Here is a 13,418-nt window from a genome sequence, read left to right as displayed (position 1 = left end):
TTAGAACCGGAACGGCTTGCGCGTGCTCTCTGCTGCCGTGGCCGGTGGCAGCCTGTCCTCCAGCCCTCGAGCTCGGTCCTGGTTTCGTGCGTGGGCTTGGGCACCCTGGAAGGCAGCTAGCGCGTCCTTCATGGCGTCATCGAAGGGATCGCGCGCCTCGACACTGATCCACGGCTCCAGCAACGCGTCAGGCAAGATCGCTTCCCAGACCTCGCCCGTATCCAACGCCTGGTCACGCTCTTTCACCGGTAGGAGGTGCGCGTGCCCCACCACTCGCGCGTTCTGCCGCACCCATGGTTGGAGCTCGGCGAAGACATCACTGGGCGCGAGGATCAACGCAGGCTGTTCCGCGGCGTAATCCAGCAAAGCCAGCACCTCGTGCCAGAACTCGACCGACTGATGAGTGGCCATCGCAAGGGAAAGGGATGTCATGTCGGCCAGCGCCATAGACTTGGCCCGATCGGGAACCCGTCCGCCCTTTCGGGGAACAACGGGGTTGGCCCGGGTGACCGTGTGTCTTGTGGGCAACGGCTTGGGGACAGCCAACCCAGCAGTGTTTCCGTCAACCAAGCCGTCCAGCGCATCAGCGAGTGCCGTCACCGGAACCAACCAACTGCCGCCGAGCTTGCGCAGACCTGGAACGATGACGCCGGCGGCCAGCTGTTCTCGGGTTTGTTCGTAACCGCCAGCCCCCGTCTTGTTGAGAACACGTGCCACGTCTTCGACCGACAAGAGCGGTTTGTCGGGGAACATGACGCGCAGGATTGGCAGCATTCCGGTCATAAGCGGGGAAAATGATGGGAAAAACGATCCTTGGAAATCCCTGTTTTTCCCGGGACGGACCGGGAGGGCATGAAAAAAGGGGCTGGACGGAAACCCGGCCAACCCCTTGATTTTTCGATACTTTCTTACAACTTGTTAGCTTAAATCTGGTGCCGGAAATAGGAATCGAACCTACGACCTACGCATTACGAATGCGCCGCTCTACCAACTGAGCTATTCCGGCTGAGCTGGCAATTCTAAAGCGTGTCCGGAAAGCGGTCAATGCGCGCGTGCTCATCCAGCCCAATCCGCAAGATGGCCCCAAAGCCAATCCCGACAAGGGCCTGACACCCCTGTAGTACCCTGCCCTCCCCTGTACTCCCCTCACATGGCCGTGAAAAATCCACTCTGGTTCTGGGGCGCGTTCCTGCTGTTCTTCGCGCTGATGTTCGCCATCGGCTTGCCGGTGATGATGTATGCGCAGGCCAGCTACCCCGTCCCGCTGGAAAGCCGCTCTCCGCCCGGGTGGGCGATGACACTCCTGGTGGCGTCCCTCAGCCTGTGGCTGGTCCTGCTCTACGTCTATGTGGACACGCTGGTGCTCGCCGGGGTGCGCTCAGTGCGCCGGATGCGCGACATCCTGGCCTACGGTGAGCCACGCAACGCACGCATCGAGCAGGTGGTTTCCTTGCCCGGCACCGTCGACGGCTTCCCGCAGCTGCGGTTGCGCCTGGCATTCGAGAATCTGTCCGGCACGCCCATTACCGATGAGCTCGTGCTGGTGGACAGTAAGCCGATGCAGCAGCGCTACGAGGTCGGCCGCACGTTGCCTGCCCGGCTCAGCCGCTCGCCCGGCGCCTATCCCAATATGTCGCTGGAAGGTGGCGCGCCGGAGATCAACCACGGCACATTGTGGCTGCGCGCGGCGATCGGCGTGTTCTTCATGGCACTGGTCGCGAGCGCGTACGGCGTGGCGTGGCACCTGCAGAACGACGGCCTGGGCTGGACATTTTTCAGCTTGGGGCATCCGCTGCTGATCAGTCCGCTGGTGCTGTGCGCGTTCGTTGTCGGCGTACGTTTGTTGTTGCGTCGGCTGCAGGCCGATGCGGCCGGCAACGCATTGAAGTATCGGGGCGTGGGTACGGTGGCGAGCATCGCGGAGGTGCGGCAGACCGGCGCGTTCTTCAATGAGCAGCCGCAGGTGGAGTTCCAGCTGGGTTTCACTGATGTGGCGGGTCGAGCGCAACGCGCGGTGATTCGACGCTATGTGCCGTTGATTGACCTGGCCAGGATTCCGCGGGAGACGATGGATATCCTTTACGACCCCGAGGATCCGCAGCGTGTGCAGGCGGTGGGGTGGTGAATCGGTGGGCGGCGGCGGGGTTTTAGCGGTCAGGATCCGGCTCGCCGCGCATGGCTTGGCGATGCCAGGGTGCGGGGCCTTCGCCTATAGGGAGCAACATCGTTTGTAGATTGCATCGGCTTGATCGGCTGCCTTCTGCTGCTGCTCCGGGGCCAGTGCCCGCCGTTCGCGCGCCAGCGTGGTTTCGTCGATGTACCGCGGATCGAGGCGGCTGAGCACGTGGCGATAAGCGTGCACGGCGACTGCATCGCGGGCGACGTTGAAGCCGTTGTCGTAAACACTCGCCAGTGCAGAAAGCGCGTCGACGTTGCCGCCGTCGGCGAGGGCATGCAGATAGCGGAGCGAGGTCTGCCGCCACGCCTGCAGTTCATCATCGCGTCCGGTCAAGGTCGATGCGGGCCCGATCACCGCTTCGATGTCGATGCTGTAGAGCAACTGCGCCTCTACCGAGCCCTGTTCCGCTGCACGCGCCAGCCACGGCGCGTCGTAAAGCGTAGGATCCTGGCTCAATGCCGCGCACTCGCCCAGACCGATCTCCAGTCTGCTCAGGTGATTGGGATCGGGACGCATGCCCGCGCGTTGCAGGGCCTGCCAGGCTTCCTCCGGATTGCCGTTGATCAGGTTTCTGCAGTCCCGCACGATCAGTTCGATTTCGTAGCTGGCCAAGCTCTCCCCTGCATCTGATCGCCGCTTCAGCGCCAGCACCTGCTGCCGTGCGTCGCCGGGGGCTCGCCACGCGGTCTCCCGCTGGATGCTGTAAGCCTTCGGGCCCACTGCCTTTCGCATGGACGGATCGTAGGCCGGGAACCGGGCTGCTTGCAGGTGCTGGGTCGTTGCGGGCGACGGCACTGGGTTGGGCCGGGCTGGCGCATTGCTGAAGGCGGCTGCCTGAGGGTTTGATGGTGGGCTGCCGTCATCCGAGTTTCCACGCCACAGCCAGAGCGTTGTAGCGATGGCGGCTACGAGCACTACGCATCCTGCGATTCCTGCCTTCCTTTGCATTTGGTGCTTCGCTCCTGCGGGTGGATCAGCTTCAAGCGCTACCGGGTTGCGGCAGCCCCCATGTTTGCCGAAGGAACGTAGCGCGTGGCAGTTGGCGGGGCAAGATGGGGTCGTGATGTAGATGGTCGGTGCCGGTGTCGCTGGGCATCGGATTATCTGAGGGCAGTGCCGTCGGCGTTCGGGATGAGGGGAAGGCTTCCGCCGAGCATGGCTCGGCGCTACCGGGTGTGCGCACGGGGCCGCGTGAGGTCGACGTGCCGGGCGCAGGTGCGTTCAAGGCACGCGGAGCCGTGGGTGCGGGGTGCGTGGCGCGCGCCGGCATTTCCGGCGCGCGGGTTGGGGCGCGGGATCAACGAGCAGGCGCCGGATCAGCGGGCCTTCCAGAGCGCAGCCAGCCCATCGCGGGTGCCGGGGATACGTTCCAGCGCCGGGTACAGCGCGCCGCCGTGGTAATCGATGCTGATCGGCATGACGCGATCAAAGTTCTTCACCAGCAGGGTGATCGGTGCCTTCTGCTCCTTGGATTCGGCCACCGCGTCCTTCAGTCGCTCGCTTTTGTACTCGCGCCCGTTCACTGCGATCACGGTCATGCCCGGGGCCAAGCCTGCGTTGAACGCGGGGCTGTCCCACACCACATCGCCGACCACGCCGGCATCGGTGACGGTGGCGCCGATGGAATACGTCAGCAGCGCGGCCTTGGCGCGGGTTTCCTGTGCTTTGAAGGCGTCGTTCGGCGTATCGCGGTAAACCAGTTTCCAGCCAGCCATTTCCAAGCCGCCAATCAACGATCCATGCCCGTCCAGGCGCTCGCGCAGGAAGCTCGCCCAGTCATTGGGGGCGATGCCGTTGAGCGTGGCCACCACGTCATCGAAGGTGTACGGGTTGACGTCCCAGTTGCCGTTGTCCATGCCAAAGAACGCCTTGGCGAAGTCGTCCAGGCCGCGCTTGCCGCCGCTCAGCGCACGCAGCTTGCCGTCTACTTCCAGCCATAGCATCTGACCGCCGGAGTAGTAGTCCTCGCTCATCTGGTAATTGCGGTAGGCCAGTGTGCGGCGCTGTGCGATGGTCGGATCGTTGGTGGTGTCCTGCAAGGGGCGCCACGCCAATCCGGGACGACCCCGATCAAACGTCGCCGCCACGTTGGCCAGCATGTCGCGCGCCTGATCGGTGCTCCATAGGCCGGAGCGCGCCGCCAGCACCTGACCCCAGAACTGCGTCTGGCCTTCGTACACCCACAGCAGGCTGTCGCCCATCGGGGTATTGAAGTCGGCGGTCGCCAGGTCTGCACCGCGGCGGTATTTGCCGTTCCACGAGTGGTTGTATTCGTGCGGCAGCAGATCACGTGCCCACCAATTCTTGTCCCACTCGGTGAAGTAGCCGACGTCGGCGCTGTTTTCGCTGGAGCGGTGATGTTCCAGGCCAATGCCGCCGAGCTTGTCGGTCAGGGCCAGCAGGAACTCGTAATGATTGAAGTGGCGCGCACCGTAGAGTTTGTCCATCTGCTGGACCAGGGCGCGGTGTGCGTTGAGCTGTTTTTCACTGGCGTTGAGTGACTTGGCGTCGTCAGCGAAGACGTTGAGATGCACCGGCTGCTTCGCGCCGGGATCCAGATCAAAGCGCTGGAAGTGCGCGCCGGCATACAGCGGTGAGTCCACCAGATGGTCGTAGCTGATCGGCTTGAACACCACGGTATCGCCGTCGCGGCGCTCGGTGTCCAGCGCGGTGGCGTAGGACCAACCCGGCGGCAGGGTGACGGTGGTCTGCGCCTGCAGGCCTTGGATGTTCACGCCTGCGGGATACAGCGAGTTCGCGTTCCACTGCAGGTTGAGCATTTCCGGCGTCATCACGACGCGGCCCTGGTTGCCGCCCTGCGATGACAGGTAATTGAAGTGAGCAACGACTTCACTGGCGCCTGCGGGCACGTCCACCTTGAACGCGTAGACGTTGTACTGGTCACGCTGCCATTTCAGTGGCTGTCCGTTGGCGGTGATCTGCAGGCCGGCGAGCTTGTCGATGGGGCCACTGGGCGAATGGTTGCCGGGCAGCCACTGCGGGTACAGCAGGGTCAGCGGGCCGGGCTTGGCCGGAACGGTGGCGGTGACCTTGAAGATGCGCCGGTCCAGGTCGCGTGCGTCGACGTCAATGCGCAGCATGCCGGGGGCGGCGATGGGGGCCGCGGGCGCAGGCTGGGCAAAGGCGGGCGCGGCCGCCAGGGAAAGCAGGACGGACAGGGCCAGCGCACGGGGTGTCATGGGGCGGTTCCAGCAGGCGGGGATGCTTGATGCTAGGCCTGTGGGCGTGCCCTGCCCCATGGCCAAAGGTCATGGATGGGCGGGTGGCCGGATTGGGCAAAGCGGGGGCGTAAGAAGGACGTCAACGGTAGCGCCGAGCCGTGCTCGGCGAGCGCGGAGCGCGGTGGCGCGTGAAGGGCGAAAGCAACGGCAAAAGCGCCGCTGCGCTCGCCGACCGTGGGTCGGCGCTACCGAGGAGCATCGCGCGTGCCGGATTGCGTCGCGCGTTATGGGGTCACGTCCGGCGATGCCGGACGTAGGTCAGTCGACCAGGCGCAGGCGCAGTTCTTTCGGCAGGGCGAAGACCATCGATTCGGGTTCGCCGTCCAGTTCGCCGATGCCGTCGGCACCCAGTTCGCGCAGGCGGGCGAGCACGCCGTCCACCAGCACCTGGGGGGCGGACGCGCCGGCGGTGACGCCGATGTGCTGCTTGCCGAGCACCCACGCCGGGTCGATCTCGTGTGCGCCGTCGATCAGGTACGACTCCACGCCTTCGCGGCGGGCCAGTTCGCTCAGCCGGTTGGAGTTGGAGCTGTTCGGCGAGCCCACCACCAGCACCAGGTCGCAGCGCTTGGCCAGGTCGCGCACGGCGTCCTGGCGGTTCTGCGTGGCGTAGCAGATGTCGTCGTTCTTCGGGCCCTGCATGGACGGGAATTTGGCGCGCAAGGCCTCGATGATGCCGCGCGTGTCATCCACCGACAGCGTGGTCTGGGTGGTGTAGGCAAAGTTTTCCGGCTGGTCCAGCACCAGGGTGGACACCTGCTCCACGTCTTCCACCAGATAGATCTGGCCGGTGCCGGCTTCGCGGTTCCACTGGCCCATGGTGCCTTCCACTTCCGGGTGACCGGCGTGGCCGATCAGCACCACGTCACGGCCGGCACGGCAGTGGCGGGCCACTTCGAAGTGCACCTTGGTCACCAGCGGGCAGGTGGCATCGAATACCTTCAGCCCGCGACGGTCCGCCTCGGCACGCACGGCCTGGGACACGCCGTGCGCGCTGAAGATCACCGTGTTGTTGTCCGGCACTTCGTCCAGTTCCTCGACGAAGATGGCGCCACGGCTCTTCAGATCGTCCACGACGAAACGGTTGTGCACCACTTCGTGGCGCACGTAGATGGGCGCGCCGAGCGTTTCGATCGCGCGCTTGACGATCTCGATCGCACGATCGACACCTGCACAGAAACCACGCGGATTGGCGAGCAGAACATCCATCTATCAACGTCTCCCGGCGTCAGCCGGCTTGGGGTTACGGGGTCGTATTATCCGCTTTTTTGCTCGGCTTGCCCTCGAACAGGCCGAACACTGCGATACCGATGGCGCCGACCACGATCGCCGCATCGGCGATATTGAACGACGGCCAGTAGTGGTCACCGACGTACCACTGGATGAAATCCACCACGTGGCCATGCACCTGGCGGTCGATGACGTTGCCGATGGCTCCGCCGATCACCAGCGCGAACGGCAGTGCGCTGCGCCAGTTGCTGCGGGCGGTGCCATACAGCCACCACGCCATCAGGCCGCTGATGGCGATCGCCAGCACGGTGAAGAAGTACTTCTGCCAGCCACCGGCGTCGCTGAGGAAGCTGAACGCCGCGCCGGTGTTGTAGGTGCGGAACCAGTTCCAGAAGCCATCGATGACCGGCACCGCCTGGTACTCGGGCAGGCTGGACAGCACCCAGGCCTTGCTCCACTGGTCCAGCACGATGACCACCGCCGACAGCAGCAGCCAGATGAGCGCGTTCGGGCGCGGACGGACGGCGGTCATCAGAACCACCGCCGATCTTCGCCGGCACCGTCGATGTTGTCGGCACAGCGGCCGCAGATCTCCGGATGCTCGGGCACGCTGCCCACGTCGCTGCGGAAGTGCCAGCAGCGTGCGCATTTGGTCTTGCTGGTCGGCTGCGCACTGACGAACACTTCGTCGGTGGTGGCCGGGCGCACCTGCACGTCACCGCTGATCAGCAGGAAGCGCAGTTCCTCGGCCAGCGGCTGCCAGCGCGCGGCCTGCTCTTCACTGGCGGCGACGGTGATTTCTGCTTCCAGTGCGGCGCCGATGGCGCCGTTGGCACGCATCGGTTCCAGCACCTTGGACACCTGCTCGCGCAGGGCCAACAGCTGGTCGAAATCGGCAGCGGTCAGCTCGGCATCGGCCGGCAACGGGGCCAGCCCTTCGTACCAGGTATCGAACAGCACGTGTGCGCTGCGCTTGCCCGGCAGATAGCCCCACAGCTCGTCGGAGGTGAAGGTCAGGATCGGTGCCACCCAGCGGGTGAACGCTTCGGCGATGTGATACATCGCGCTCTGCGCCGAACGACGGCCGCGCGAGTCTTCCGCCATGGTGTACAGGCGGTCCTTGGTCACGTCCAGGTACAACGAGCCCAGGTCCACGCTGCAGAAGTTCAGCAGCAGCTGGACGATCTCGGCCATGTCGTAGCGCTCGTAGGCCGCCTTGATCTTCTCCTGCAGCTCGAACGCGCGATGCACGATCCAGCGGTCCAGGGCGACCATGTCGTTCAGCGGGCGCAGATGCACAGCCGGATCGAATCCGTCCAGGTTCGCCAGCAGGAAGCGCGCGGTGTTGCGCAGGCGGCGGTACGCGTCGGCGTTGCGCTTGAGGATTTCCTGCGACAGCGACATTTCGTTGCTGTAGTCGGCCGATGCGATCCACAGGCGCAGGATGTCCGCGCCCAGGTTCTTCATGATGTCCTGCGGCTCGATGCCGTTGCCCAGCGACTTGGACATCTTGCGGCCGTGCTCATCCACGGTGAAACCATGGGTCAGGCACTGCTTGTACGGTGCGTGCCGATCGATGGCGACGCCGGTCAGCAGCGAGGACTGGAACCAGCCGCGGTGCTGGTCGGAGCCTTCCAGGTACAGGTCGGCCGGCTTGCCGAAGCCACGCGCCAGCAACACGCCTTCGTGGGTGACGCCGGAGTCGAACCAGACATCCAGGATGTCGGTGACCTTCTCGTAGTCGGCCGCTTCAGCGCCCAGCAGTTCGGCGGCATCCAGCGAATACCACACGTCGATGCCTTCGGCCTGCACGCGGTCGGCGACGGCCTGCATCAGCTCGACACTGCGCGGATGCATCTCACCGGTGATGCGGTGGGTGAACAGGGCGATCGGCACGCCCCAGGTGCGCTGGCGGCTGATGCACCAGTCCGGGCGACCGTCGACCATGCTCTGGATGCGCGCCTTGCCCCACGCCGGGAACCAGCCCACGTTGTCGATGGCGGTCAGCGCATCTTCGCGCAGGCGCGCCTTGTCCATGGAGATGAACCACTGCGGCGTCGCGCGGAACACCACCGGCTTCTTGTGGCGCCAGCAATGCGGGTAGCTGTGGGTGATCTCGGAGAACGCCAGCAGCGCGCCGGACGCGCGCAGCACGTCGATGATCAGCGGCTGCGCCTTCCACAGGTGCACGCCGGCCAGCACGACATCGCCCGCCGGCGGGGTCGACGGCAGGTACACGCCCGCGCCATCCACCGGGTTGATTTCACCGGCGTGGTAGCGATCCAGCAGACCGTACTGCTGGCTTACCGCGTAATCCTCCTGGCCGTGGCCGGGGGCGGTATGCACTGCACCAGTGCCGTCTTCGTCCGACACGTGCTCGCCGTTGAGCAGCGGGATATCGCGCTCGGCATAGAACGGGTGGGCCAGCAGCAGGTTTTCCAGCGCCGCGCCGCTGGCATGACCGTGGCTGACCACGTCCTGCACGCCGTAACGCGCCAGCGAACGACCCGCCAGCGCGGTCGCCAGCACCAGCCAGCGACGGCCACCGTTGTGGGCCGGACCTTCGACGAGCGAATACTCGATGGCCGCACCCAGCGACACCGCCAGCGAGGCCGGCAGGGTCCACGGGGTGGTGGTCCAGATCGGCACGGCCACTTCCACGCCTTCGGGCAGCTCCACGCCGAACACCGCGGCCAGCGCCTTGGAATCACGCGCTGTATAGGCCACGTCCACCGTCGGCGAGACCTTGTCCTGGTACTCGATTTCCGCCTCGGCCAGTGCCGAGCCGCAGTCGAAGCACCAGTGCACCGGCTTGGCACCGCGCACCACATGGCCGTTGGCCACGATCTTGGACAGGGCGCGGATCTCGTTGGCCTCGAACTCGAAGCTCAGCGTCTTGTACGGGTTGTCCCAGTCGCCGGTCACGCCCAGGCGCTTGAAGTCGGCGCGCTGGATTTCGATCTGCTCTTCGGCGAACTCACGGCACTTCTGCCGGAATTCGACGGCGTCGAGCTTCACGCCGACCTTGCCCCACTTCTTTTCGACCGCGATCTCGATCGGCAGGCCGTGGCAGTCCCAGCCGGGTACGTAGGGCGCATCGAAGCCGGCCAGGTAGCGCGACTTGACGATGATGTCCTTCAGGATCTTGTTGACCGCATGGCCCAGATGGATGCGGCCGTTGGCATACGGCGGACCGTCATGCAGCACGAACAGCGGGCGGCCGGCGGCGTTCACGCGCAGCTGCGCGTAGAGCCCCTGCTCTTCCCAGCGCGCCAGAATGCCCGGCTCGCGCTTGGGCAGGTCGCCGCGCATCGGGAATTCGGTGGCCGGCAGATGGAGGGTGGCTTTGTAATCCTGGCTCACGCAGTGGCTCGCAATCTATGTTCGGAAAGGAGGGCGCGCGCCTGCTCGGCGTCGCGGTGCATCTGGTCGGTCAGTGCCGCCAGATCATTGAACTTCACTTCGTCGCGCAGCTTGGCCACGAACTCGACGTTGATATGCCGACCGTACAGGTCGCCCTGAAAATCGAAAAGGTGTGCTTCCAGCAGCGGCTCCACGCCGTCCACGGTGGGACGGGTGCCGAAGCTGGAGACCGACGGCCACGGCTGCTCGAACACGCCGTGCACCAGGGTGGCGTAGATGCCCGAAAGTGCCGGCGTCTTCGGGTAGCGCAGGTTGGCTGTGGGATAGCCCAGCGTGCGGCCCAGTTGGCGGCCGCGCACGACCCGCCCGCTGATGGCATAGGGCCGGCCGAGCAGGTCGGCGGCGTGGCCGAACTCACCGGCCAACAGCAACTGGCGGATGCGGGTGCTGGAAATGCGCTCACCGCGCAGGTCCACCGCTTCGATCTCATTGGCCTGGAAACCGAGCGTGGCCCCCATCTCCTGCAGCAGCGCCAGGTTGCCGCGACGGCGGTTGCCGAACTGGAACTCCGGCCCGATCCACACCTCACGCGCCGACAACCGCTGCACCAGCAGCCGCTGCACGAAGTCTTCGGCCTGCATGGCGGCCATGGCGGCATCGAAACGCAGCAGGCCGACCGCATCCACGCCCAGCTCGCGCAGCATCTGCACCTTGCCGCGCGCCAGCGTGAGCCGCGGCAGTGGCGTGCCCTGGGCAAAGAACTCGCGTGGCAGGGGCTCGAAGGTCACGGCCACGGCGGCAACGCCCAGCGCGCGCGCGCGGGCGACGGCGTGGCGCACCAGCGCCCGGTGGCCCAGATGCAGGCCGTCGAAGGCACCGATGCAGACCACGCTTCCGTGCGGGAACAACGCCCCGCCCTCAACGCTTCGAAACAAGCTGGTCATCAACTCCGCTCGCGGCCGACACCGGCCGCTGGATCCTTTGTGGTAACCATGAAGTATAGCCGCCGTGGCCGCCGATCAATGCCCGCGCAGGTCGCGCGGTCGCAGACCCAGCGCCACCTGCATCACCAGATAGGTCGCCCCGCCCGCCCCGACCAGCAGCGACAGCGCGCCGATCCGCTGCCACAGGCCCATCGGCGAGAACGCCGGCAGCCAGTACAGCAGGGCCAGCAGCACGCCCACCATGGCCGCACAGGAAACGCCCAGCCGGACCAGGAAGCGTGCCCAGCCCGGACGGCGCTCGTACACGTCGGTCTTGCCCAGCCAGTACCAGAGCAGCCCCAGATTCAGGTAGCTGGACAGCGCACTGGCAATGCCCAGCGCCAGATGCAGCCCCGGCTGCTGCCCCAGCGCCTGCATCACGCCTTGGGCGCGCAGCTCCTGCGGCACCATCACGTGGTACAGCACCGCCAACAGGGCGAAGTTGAACACCATGTTGGCCACCAGCGCGGCGATGCCCGCGCGTACCGGGGTGCGCGTGTCCTGCCGCGCATAGAAGGCCGGCAGCACGATCTTCAGCAGCGCAAAGGCTGGCAGGCCGAAGCTGAGGCCGTACACCGCCAGTGCGGTCATTCGGGTGTCGAAGGCGGTGAACTCACCGTGCTGGAAGATGGTGGCGATCAGCGGTTCGGCCAGCAGCAGCAGGCCCAGCATGGCCGGAATGGAGATCAGCAGGGTCATGCGCAGGCCCCAATCCAGCGCATTGGAGAACCCCGCGCGGTCGGTGCCGACATGGTGCCGTGCCAGTGCCGGCAGGATCACCGTCCCCAGCGCCACGCCGAACACCCCCAGCGGCAGCTCCAGGAAGCGGTCCGCCAGCGACAGCCAGGACTGCGAGCCATCGGTCAGCTTGGCCGCGATGACGGTGTCCAGCAGCAGGTTGATCTGCGCCACCGACGAGCCGAACAACGTCGGAATCATCAGCGTCATCACCTTGCGCACGCCGGGATGGCGCCAGCCCCAGCGCGGCAGCGTGAGCAGGTTGATGCCCTTCAGCGAGGGCAACTGAAACAGCAGCTGCAGCAGGCCGGCTACCAGCACCGACCAGCCCAGGGCGAGGATCGGCACGTCCATGCGCGGGGCCAGCCACAGGGCGCCGACGATCATGCACAGGTTGAGGATGACCGGGGTCAGTGCCGGCATCGCGAACTTCTGGAAGCTGTTGAGTGCCCCGCCCGCCAGCGCGGTCAGCGAAACGAAGAACAGGAACGGGAAGGTCAGCCGGAACAGGTCCACCAGCAGGCCCTGTTTGGCCGGATCGGTATCGGCGCCACTGGCGAACAGGCTGGCCAACTGCGGCGCGAAGATCAGCGCCAGCGCGGTCACCACCATCAGTACGCCAGCGAGCGTGCCAGCCACCCGGGCCATCAGATCGCGCAGCTCGTCGTGGCTGCGGGTTTCTTTCACCTCGGTGAACACCGGCACGAATGCGGTGGCGAATGAGCCCTCGGCGAACAACCGGCGGAGGAAATTAGGTACCCTGAAGGCGACCCAGAACGCGTCCGTCGTGGCGTTCGTACCAAAAGTCGTGGTGATGACGGTGTCCCGAACGAGCCCCAACACCCGCGAAACCATTGTCATGCTGCTGAACGACAGCAGGCCCCGCAGCATCTTGGGTGAACTCACTCAAACATCCTCTTGACAATCGACTTGACGTACATTTCTCGAGTCATCATACTAGCTAGCTTGCTGTTCCCATAACACCGATTTTTCAGGAAACCACCACCGTGGCCAATATCAAGTCCGCCAAGAAGCGCGCCAAGCAGACCGTCGTGCGCAACGCGCGCAACGTGGCTCAGCGCTCGATGCTGCGCACCGCTGTCAAGAAAGTGATCAAGGCTCTGGATAACAACGATGCAGCCGGCGCCGAAGCCGCTTTCACCGTTGCCCAGCCGATCCTCGATCGTTTCAGCGCGCGTGGTCTGATCCACAAGAACAAGGCAGCTCGTCACAAGAGCCGCCTGACCGCCCGCATCAAGGCCCTCAAGGCCGCCTGATCCGGCGAAGCTACCTGCACCCTCAGGGTGTGGGTTGCTGCTTGAAACCCGGCTCCGGCCGGGTTTTTTGTTGCCTGTGATTTGGGCTGGCGAACGGCTGAGCCCCTCGTGGTGGGTCGCGTAAAGCGTCGGGTTCCTGGGTTGGGGCCGGAATTCTGCGGCGGCCCACCACGGAAAAGAAAAAGAAAAGCGGGTCGGTAGCGCCGACCCATGGTCGGCGGAATGTTTCCGCAAACGGCCCGCTGCGCTCGCCGACCATGGGTCGGCGCTACCGCTTTTCTTTTTTCATTACGTGGCAGGCCGCGCGCGCCGACGCTGACTCAGGGGCTCTCTCCCCCAGACGGGTCAGCGCAGCCACCGGTAGCGCCGACCCATGGTCGGCGGAATGTTCACGCCAACGGCCCGC

General features: G+C 65.4%; 10 protein-coding genes and 1 tRNA gene. 2 read left to right on the top strand and 9 right to left on the bottom strand.

Annotated features, from left to right (window positions below; genetic code table 11):
- Positions 1–774, bottom strand: a complete 774-nt coding sequence (locus IFT65_RS11840) for a hypothetical protein (protein WP_192081597.1) — start codon at positions 772–774, stop codon at positions 1–3.
- Between the two features lie 156 nt (positions 775–930).
- A tRNA-Thr gene (locus tag IFT65_RS11835) sits at positions 931–1,006 on the bottom strand.
- Positions 1,007–1,156: 150 nt separating this feature from the next.
- Between IFT65_RS11835 and IFT65_RS11830 the strand changes: the two genes are divergently transcribed.
- The gene (locus IFT65_RS11830; protein ID WP_192081596.1) at positions 1,157–2,125 is read left to right on the top strand and encodes a hypothetical protein; all 969 of its coding nucleotides are present in this window, start codon (positions 1,157–1,159) and stop codon (positions 2,123–2,125) included.
- Positions 2,126–2,209: 84 nt separating this feature from the next.
- On the opposite strand, the gene IFT65_RS11825 is transcribed toward IFT65_RS11830, so the two are convergent.
- From IFT65_RS11825 to murJ, 7 genes are all read right to left on the bottom strand, one after another.
- A complete protein-coding gene (locus IFT65_RS11825; RefSeq protein WP_192081595.1) occupies positions 2,210–2,911 on the bottom strand; it encodes a hypothetical protein in 702 nt (233 codons plus the stop codon).
- A 584-nt stretch (positions 2,912–3,495) separates the two neighbouring features.
- Positions 3,496–5,379 (bottom strand): M61 family metallopeptidase, encoded by a 1,884-nt coding sequence (locus tag IFT65_RS11820; protein WP_192081594.1) that lies wholly within the window; start codon positions 5,377–5,379, stop codon positions 3,496–3,498.
- Positions 5,380–5,679: 300 nt separating this feature from the next.
- Positions 5,680–6,630 carry a 4-hydroxy-3-methylbut-2-enyl diphosphate reductase gene (gene ispH / locus IFT65_RS11815; protein WP_192081593.1) on the bottom strand — a complete coding sequence of 317 codons (951 nt, stop codon included), beginning with the start codon at positions 6,628–6,630 and terminating at the stop codon, positions 5,680–5,682.
- A 34-nt stretch (positions 6,631–6,664) separates the two neighbouring features.
- Positions 6,665–7,183 (bottom strand): signal peptidase II, encoded by a 519-nt coding sequence (gene lspA / locus IFT65_RS11810; RefSeq protein ID WP_188326514.1) that lies wholly within the window; start codon positions 7,181–7,183, stop codon positions 6,665–6,667.
- Positions 7,183–10,014: an isoleucine--tRNA ligase gene (gene ileS / locus IFT65_RS11805; RefSeq protein ID WP_192081592.1), complete on the bottom strand. Its 2,832-nt coding sequence runs from the start codon at positions 10,012–10,014 to the stop codon at positions 7,183–7,185. The genes lspA and ileS overlap by 1 nt, the downstream gene beginning before the upstream one ends.
- Positions 10,011–10,958, bottom strand: coding sequence for a bifunctional riboflavin kinase/FAD synthetase (locus tag IFT65_RS11800; protein ID WP_188326512.1), 948 nt, complete (start codon positions 10,956–10,958; stop codon positions 10,011–10,013). Before IFT65_RS11800 ends, ileS begins: the two co-directional genes overlap by 4 nt.
- Positions 10,959–11,033: 75 nt before the next feature.
- Complete coding sequence (gene murJ / locus IFT65_RS11795; RefSeq protein WP_192081772.1) at positions 11,034–12,626, bottom strand: murein biosynthesis integral membrane protein MurJ; 1,593 nt, start codon at positions 12,624–12,626, stop codon at positions 11,034–11,036.
- Between the two features lie 116 nt (positions 12,627–12,742).
- Between murJ and rpsT the strand changes: the two genes are divergently transcribed.
- Positions 12,743–13,012, top strand: a complete 270-nt coding sequence (gene rpsT, locus IFT65_RS11790) for a 30S ribosomal protein S20 (RefSeq protein WP_042614258.1) — start codon at positions 12,743–12,745, stop codon at positions 13,010–13,012.
- The last annotated feature ends 406 nt before the right edge of the window (positions 13,013–13,418 follow it).

The sequence above is a fragment of the Stenotrophomonas sp. CFBP 13725 genome (assembly GCF_014841935.1).
In the GTDB taxonomy this organism is placed as follows: Bacteria; Pseudomonadota; Gammaproteobacteria; order Xanthomonadales; family Xanthomonadaceae; genus Stenotrophomonas.
The sequence above is the reverse complement of the archived record's forward strand: the minus strand, read 5'-3'. Positions and strand labels throughout refer to the sequence as shown.

Bases quoted from the DNA above. Each gene is read 5' to 3' on its own strand.
- murJ (WP_192081772.1), bottom strand. From the start codon at position 12,626: ATGCTGCGGGGCCTGCTGTCGTTCAGCAGCATGACAATGGTTTCGCGG.
- lspA (WP_188326514.1), bottom strand. From the start codon at position 7,183: ATGACCGCCGTCCGTCCGCGCCCGAACGCGCTCATCTGGCTGCTGCTG.
- IFT65_RS11800 (WP_188326512.1), bottom strand. From the start codon at position 10,958: ATGACCAGCTTGTTTCGAAGCGTTGAGGGCGGGGCGTTGTTCCCGCAC.
- IFT65_RS11820 (WP_192081594.1), bottom strand. From the start codon at position 5,379: ATGACACCCCGTGCGCTGGCCCTGTCCGTCCTGCTTTCCCTGGCGGCC.
- IFT65_RS11825 (WP_192081595.1), bottom strand. From the start codon at position 2,911: ATGCGAAAGGCAGTGGGCCCGAAGGCTTACAGCATCCAGCGGGAGACC.
- IFT65_RS11840 (WP_192081597.1), bottom strand. From the start codon at position 774: ATGCTGCCAATCCTGCGCGTCATGTTCCCCGACAAACCGCTCTTGTCG.
- ispH (WP_192081593.1), bottom strand. From the start codon at position 6,630: ATGGATGTTCTGCTCGCCAATCCGCGTGGTTTCTGTGCAGGTGTCGAT.